At 58.4% G+C, this 6,778-nt stretch carries 7 protein-coding genes; 6 read left to right on the top strand and 1 reads right to left on the bottom strand.

Annotated features, from left to right (window positions below):
• A partial coding sequence (locus tag FN369_RS00570; RefSeq protein ID WP_246189463.1) for a DUF4118 domain-containing protein occupies nucleotides 1-2,062 on the bottom strand: 2,062 nt, incomplete at its 3' end.
• A 173-nt stretch (nucleotides 2,063-2,235) separates the two neighbouring features.
• On the opposite strand from FN369_RS00570, the gene FN369_RS00565 reads away from it, so the two are divergent.
• The 6 genes from FN369_RS00565 to bamA all read left to right on the top strand — a co-directional run.
• Nucleotides 2,236-2,898, top strand: a complete 663-nt coding sequence (locus FN369_RS00565) for a 50S ribosomal protein L25 (protein ID WP_142524278.1) — start codon at nucleotides 2,236-2,238, stop codon at nucleotides 2,896-2,898.
• 103 nt (nucleotides 2,899-3,001) lie between these two features.
• Nucleotides 3,002-3,556 (top strand): aminoacyl-tRNA hydrolase, encoded by a 555-nt coding sequence (pth, locus tag FN369_RS00560; protein WP_142524277.1) that lies wholly within the window; start codon nucleotides 3,002-3,004, stop codon nucleotides 3,554-3,556.
• 39 nt (nucleotides 3,557-3,595) lie between these two features.
• Nucleotides 3,596-3,913, top strand: a complete 318-nt coding sequence (locus tag FN369_RS00555) for a 30S ribosomal protein S6 (protein ID WP_142524276.1) — start codon at nucleotides 3,596-3,598, stop codon at nucleotides 3,911-3,913.
• 36 nt (nucleotides 3,914-3,949) lie between these two features.
• The gene (locus tag FN369_RS00550) at nucleotides 3,950-4,393 is read left to right on the top strand and encodes a single-stranded DNA-binding protein (protein WP_142524275.1); all 444 of its coding nucleotides are present in this window, start codon (nucleotides 3,950-3,952) and stop codon (nucleotides 4,391-4,393) included.
• 136 nt (nucleotides 4,394-4,529) lie between these two features.
• Nucleotides 4,530-5,108: a 50S ribosomal protein L9 gene (rplI, locus tag FN369_RS00545; RefSeq protein ID WP_142524274.1), complete on the top strand. Its 579-nt coding sequence runs from the start codon at nucleotides 4,530-4,532 to the stop codon at nucleotides 5,106-5,108.
• Between the two features lie 62 nt (nucleotides 5,109-5,170).
• On the top strand, nucleotides 5,171-6,778 hold a 1,608-nt coding region (bamA, locus tag FN369_RS00540), incomplete at its 3' end, for an outer membrane protein assembly factor BamA (RefSeq protein ID WP_246189462.1).

Raw genomic sequence — 6,778 nt, 5'->3', positions numbered from 1 at the left:
CCGCCGTGATCACGGCGAGCGGAGTCCGCATCTCGTGCGAGATCGAATTCAGAAGAGTTTGGCTCAAGCGCTCCGACTCGGCCGCCAATCGCGAGTGCTCGGCTATCTCGCAGAGGTTCTGCCGATCGATCACCAGAGCGATTTGATTCGCGCAAGCCTGCAACAGGGTTTTTTGGTCGAAGGTTAAGTTTCTCTCTTCCAGAAGCCGCACGCCCAAGACCCCTACCGGCTTCCCCGAACTGACCAAAGGTACGTAGAGTCCCTGGGAAAGAGGAAGGTTATCGGTGAATCGGCCCGAGGGCCTCACGTTTTCGAACGCCCAAGTGGCGACAGCCACTTCGCGTTCGCTCACCCGGAAGGTGCTCGCCCAGTGCGGCACCGAGTAGAGCTTCTTCTCCATCGGATTAGCCAAGAAGAGAGCTACCTCTGCATGAAACGTTCTCCCGATGTGCTCGACCACCCGGGAAGCAATGTCGTCCATGGTCGTGGCGGAGGAGAGCTCCTGCGTAAGGAGGTAGAGGGCGGTCACCCTCTGCTCCCTTCGCCTTTCGGCCTTCTCTTGCGCACGGGCTCGGGCGATGAACTGCCCCAAAACGAGAGCGACCACCAGGTAGGTGCTGACCATGATCGCGTTTTCGAGCTCGAATACTCCAAGGGTGAACCGTGGAGAGAGAAAGAAGAAATCCCAGAGAACCGCGCTCAAAAGGGCCGCGAGGAGGACCGGGCCCCTTCCGACGACCAACGCTAAAAATACGATCCCCAGCAGATAGATCAGCCCGATCGACCGACTGCCGAGCCAGTGGTGGAGGGCGAGATTCACGAGACTCAGGCCGAAGACGACGGCAGCCGCCACCCCGTAAGAGGAGCCGGGAGATTCCACCATCTGCCACCGGAAGGGAGGCCGCGTCGGCTTCGATTCTCCCTCCACCCGGACGATATGTAGGTCGATCTCGCCGCTCTCCCGGGCGAGTCGGTAAAGCAACGAACGGCTCCGAAGCCAATCAAGGAGACCTCTTCCGCCCGGCTTACCGACGACGATCTGGGTCACGTTGTGCTGCCGGGCGATGCGAACCAGCCCGCGTACCAGATCGTCATCGGTCGCCATCGCGACCTCACCTCCTAGACGGCGGACCAGATCCAGATGATTGGCCAGACGAGCTTCTTCGTCAGAGGAAAGCGGGTGAATCGACTCCACATATGCTGCAATCCATGGACACCCCAAACTGTCGGCCAACCGGCGAGTCCATCGAATGAGCGGCTCCGAAAAGGGACTCGCGCTCACCGCCACCATCAGCCGGTGGCCGCTCTTCCACGGTCCCAGGATATGCATGAGCTGCATGTACTCATGCACATCCTTGCCCGCCTTTTCCGCGGCCAGACGCAGGACGATCTCGCGGAGCGCCCGCAGGTTTCCTTCCCGGAAAAAATGGAGGGCAGCGGCTCGCGCTCGATCGGGGATGTAGACCTTGCCTTCGGAGAGCCGTTCGAGCAGATCCTCAGCCGATAGGTCGATCACCTCGATTTCCGCCAAATCGATGAATCGGTCCGGCACGGTCTCTTGGACAGGGGCACCCGTAATCTGTTGCACGGTGTCGGTCCGGCTCTCGATATGCTGGACATTGAGAGTGGTGAATACGTCGATTCCCGCCTCCAGCAGCTCCTCGACGTCTTGGTAACGTTTCGGGTGACGGCTGCCCGGTGCGTTCGTGTGCGCGAGCTCATCGACGACGGCCAGATGCGGCCGCCGTTTCAGCAGGGCGTCGAGATCCATCTCCTCCAGCCGAAGCCCTCGGTACTCCACCGTACGCCGAGGAATCTTCGGAAGCCCCTCGGTCAATGCCTCGGTTTCCTTCCGCCCGTGCGTTTCGACATATCCGATCACGACGTCGCGGCCGTTGGCCTGCTCGACACGAGCGGCTTGGAGCATTGCGAAGGTCTTTCCGACCCCGGGACACATGCCCAGAAAAATCTTGAGATTTCCCCTACGCTTCTCCGCTTCTTCTTTCGCCACCACGGCCAAGAGCGAGTCTGGATTCGGACGTTCGTCGGATTGCGCGGGCATGCTCTGGACAAAATACTATCCGCTTCTTCTTGCTTCGAGCAAAACGAGGAAGAGGCGCGGTTCTTCCTTGCCCGGCGGATAGATTGCTTTCGGGCGCCGAACAGAGAATTGTCGTGCAGACTTTCCCGCGCTATGCTACTCACTCCCTCTTTAACCGAATTGGAGGTTCAGATATGGCTCGTACGGTATCGCTCAAGGCTCAACGGCGCTCGGCGGTGGGAAGACACCGGGTGCGACGTCTGCGGGCGGAGGGGAAAATTCCCGCCGTGCTCTACGGGAGAAAAGGCCATGTGGCGTTGGAAATCAATGCGACGGAGCTTGTAGCGGCTTTTCACGGAAGAGGAACGGAAAAGGTTTTGATCGATCTCCAAGTCGAGGATGGCGGGAGCTCCCAGCAGAAGCTTGCCTTTCTCCAAGCCATTCAGGAGCATCCCCTGACCGACCGCATCTTGCATGTCGATCTTCACGAACTTTCCGCCGACGAGAAGATTCATACCGAAGTGGAGGTACACCCCCTCGGTGATCCGGTCGGAGTCCGTACCGGGGGAGGGCTTTTGCAGGCTCCGATTCGCCACTTGAGGATCAGCTGCTTGCCTCATGATCTTCCCGAATCGATCCCAGTCTCCGTCGAGGCGCTGGACGTCGGTCAATCGATCCATGTCGGAGATGTCCCGCCGCCTGCGGGTGTCGAGTTCCTCAATCCGAAAGATCAGGTGCTTTTCACGGTGACAGCCCCGCAAGTGGAAGAGGCTGCGGCGGCGGAAGAAGCAAAAGAGCCAGAGTTAGTACGCGAGCGGAAGGAAGCCGAGGAAGCGAAGGAAGAAGCCAAGGAATAGCCTCGGCTATCGGAAGAGCAACTCGAGCGGATCGAACCGAAGCGGCGTCCCAAAGGCGATTGCGCCACATCGGGATTGGCCGGCGAACCGAGAACTCGGGAAGGTGTTTTCTCTTATTTTCGGATTAGGGAATCCCGGCCCGGAATACGACGGCACACGACACAACGTCGGTCTCATGGTAGCCGAAGCCGCCGCGCAACGGCACAAACTGGCTTGGCGTCCGGAACGCTGGGGGCCGGCATGCATTGCGGAAGGGAAACGAGAAATCTTTATCTCTCCTCTCTGTTACATGAACGAGAGTGGGGTGGTCGTGCGTAAGTTCTTACAAAGACTCAAAAAGAAACCAGAGGATATCTTCGTGATCGTCGACGACGTCTCCCTGCCGCTCGGCAAGCTTCGTTTGCGGCCGGCGGGCTCATCGGGCGGCCATCGAGGCCTCCGATCCATTGCTTCTGCGATCGGAACAGAAGCCTTTGGAAGGCTCCGGTGTGGGATCGGTCCCTTACCCCAAGGGATCGACTTAGCCGATTTTGTCCTCGGGCGTTTCCGCGACGACGAGCAACCCCTGCTTCAGGCCATGATCGAGCGGGCCGTCGATGCATTTGAGTGTTGTCAGGAGTTCGGTATTGCGGTAGCGATGAGCCGATTTAACGCGTAACAATCGGGACCCCTTCGAAGAAAGGCGATTCGATCGATCATGAAAGCGATTTATGACGGATTGTATATCTTAAACGTTCAAGGAAAAGATGAGAACGTCAAGGAAGCCATAGAGGAACTCGAGTCGACGATTCGCTCCGAAGGGGGAGAGGTGCTCGGCTGCCAGAAGATGGACCGGCGGCGCTTCGAGCGAGTGGCCCAACAGATCGAGTTTGGATACTACGTCAACCTGATCTTTTCCTTGGAGCCTGGCCGCATTGCGGCTCTTGCGCAGGGGCAGAAGGCCCATCCTTTCCTCTTTCGTCAGTTCTACCTTCGAAAAAAGCAGGCTCCGGAGGCAGCCGCTGCGCCCGTGTAAATTAAACACTTAAATAAAGAAAAGTAAGGATCTCCCGTGGCTAACCTCAATCGCGTGTTTCTGATCGGCAATTTGACCCGGGATCCCGAGGTGCGCTACACCCCCAAGGGAACCGCCGTCGGAGATCTTTCCATGGCGGTCAACACCTCCATTCGAGGTCAAGATGGACAGGTGAAGGAAGAGACCTGTTTCGTCGACGTCGTTGCCTGGGGTCGCCAGGCCGAAACAGCCAAGGAGTTTCTCCAGCGGGGATCCCCCGTCTTTGTCGAGGGAAGGTTGCAGTTCGAGCAGTGGGAAACGCGGGAGGGAGAAAAGCGAAACCGTCTCCGAGTCCGCGCGGAACGAATCCAATTTCTGGGTCGAGGCAAGTCGGCGGGGAGCCCTCCGTCTGGGGAAGAACAGGGACGACCTCGAGAGGCAGGAGAACTCTCCCGATCGCTCGAGGAGAACGTCCCCGACGGAGACGACGTTCCGTTTTAAGCTCGGGTTTTCGTCGACTTTCTGGCCCGGACCGGTTCGGAAACCCGAGCCGATAGAGAAAGAGCGGGATGCACGGAGAAGACGGCAGGCGAGCCACGGGAAGAGCAATCCAGAATCAACCAAGGGAGAGATATCAATGCTGGTGGAAGTGCTTCTGCATACGAGAATCGATGGCTTGGGAGCGGAAGGGGATTTAGTAAAGGTCAAGAGCGGATACGCTCATAACTTCTTGTTGCCTAAGCGCATGGCGACGATAGCGACCATGGCGACAAAACACCATATCGAGCTTTTGCGCAAGCGACGAGCCGAGAGAGAGGCGGCCGAGTTCCAGGCGGCGCAAGAGCTGGCCTCCCGCTTGCAAAAGCTCAAGCTGGTCTTCACGCTCGCATCGGGCTCCGAAGAGCAGGAGAAGGTGTTCGGTGCCGTTACAGCCCAAAACATCGCCGATCGTCTCAAGGATGAAGGGATCGAGCTCGACCGGAAAAAGATCCGGATGGACCGTCCTCTTAAGGAGTTGCGCGCCTACAGCCTGTCGATCGACCTCCATCCCGATGTGACCGCTCAACTCTCGGTAGAACTGGTTCCTCCCGCGGAAAAGGCAAAAGGGAAAGAGGCAAAAGCAAAGGGCGAGACGCGGAAAAAGTCGTCTCCCAGGAAAGCGAAATCTTCCGCCGCCTCGGACCGAGAAGACCACTCAGCCGACGCCTCGGAGTAAGCCGCGGCTTCGGGAGCAAGCGACGAGGAAACGTAGACGCATCGGCGATACGGCACCACCGCGTGAAGCCAGAAAAACGGTTCTCGCACTGGTCGCTGGATTGCCGCCCGCCGCTATGGGCTTCCTTGATGCTGACAATCGTCGTCTGGTTCGGAAGCCAGACACGCCCCTTTGCCGCCCCCGCTTCCGACGGCAATGAGCCGAGCGGGACCCCTGCACAAGGGGCACAGGCGGCGGAAACTCCTCCCCTGCTTCCCTTAGAAAACGTTCCCAAGACTCCGCCAGCCCTCTTAGACCAACCCCCAAGCGAGCCTTCCGGCTCTCCGAACGAGACCCAAGCGGCGACTCCGCCGCCTTCCGAGCAACCGCCGCCCGGACCGGTCGTTCCCACGGCCCCCAGGCTCGCCCCTCCTCCTCTTCCCTCCCCGGAGGAAGCGCCTCCACCCGCCGCACAGCCGATTGCTCCCTCGGAAGAGCAGCCCCCTCCTGCTCCAGTCGCTCGCAAACAACGCCCAAAAAAGGTGATCGCCCCGCCGAGCGCCTCGGGCGCCCAGGCGTCCGGTCCGCCTGTCAAGGAGATCGAAGTCGTTTACGTCGGTCCGAAATCGGTCAACCGGAGCATGATCCTCTCCAACATGCACACGACCGTGGGCCAACCGTATGTAGCGACCACCGTGGAGGAAGACGTCCGCAATCTCTATGCAACCGGTCTCTTTACCAACCTGCGCATCACGAGTGAGCCGATGGGCGACGGCGTCAAGGTGCTCGTCGTCGTTCAGCCGAAGCCGCTCATCAAGGAGATCGTCATCAAGGGAGCACAGGGAGTCAAGATCGAGACGGTCAAGCACCAGATGAAAGCGAAGGTCGGCGATCCGTTGAGCGAATTCCAAATTTCGGCCGACGCCGAAAAGATCAAAGAATACTACCAAAACCACGGTTTCGGTGACGCACAGGTCAACTACAAGATCGATGTAAACGAGGAGTTCGGACGGGCGGTAGTCACCATGCTGATCTCGGAAGGCGAAAAGCGCTTCATCACTCTGATGAGATTCGAGGGCAACAACAGCTTTCCCGCGAAAGAGCTCCAGAAGCAGTTCAAGACGAAGAAGAAGAATCTTCTCTCCTTTTTCAATAAATCCGGCCTGCTCAAAGAGGAGCAGTTTCAGGAAGACTTACGGAAGCTCAAAGAGTTCTATCAGAATCACGGCTATATCGACATGAGCATCCGCGACGTCAAAGTCGACCATCCCACCAAGGAAGAGACCGCCATCACGATCGTGATCCACGAAGGAGTCCAATATCGCGTGGGGACGATCCAGCTTTCCGGCAACCAGGTGTATTCCAACGCGGATATCCTCTCTTCGATCAAGATGAGGGAAGGATCGGTCTTTTCTCCGAAAGGACTAGATGACGACCTGAAGGATCTTCGCGATTATTATGGTCAGCGCGGCTACATCGATGCAGAGATTCGGCCGGAGCGCCTTCCCAACGTGGAAAGCGGAAAGATCGACCTGCTCTTCAAGATCGCCGAAGGGAGCCAGGCTTATGTGGACAAGATTGTCATCCAAGGCAATACGATCACCAAGGATAAGGTGATTCGGCGCGAGCTGGCGGTGCAACCAGGCGACGTCTACAACAGCGTCCAGGTCGATGCGAGCCGCAAGTGGCTC

This window comes from Methylacidimicrobium cyclopophantes (assembly GCF_902143385.2).
Lineage (GTDB): Bacteria > Verrucomicrobiota > Verrucomicrobiia > Methylacidiphilales > Methylacidiphilaceae > Methylacidimicrobium > Methylacidimicrobium cyclopophantes.
This window is presented reverse-complemented; position numbering and strand designations above follow the sequence as displayed.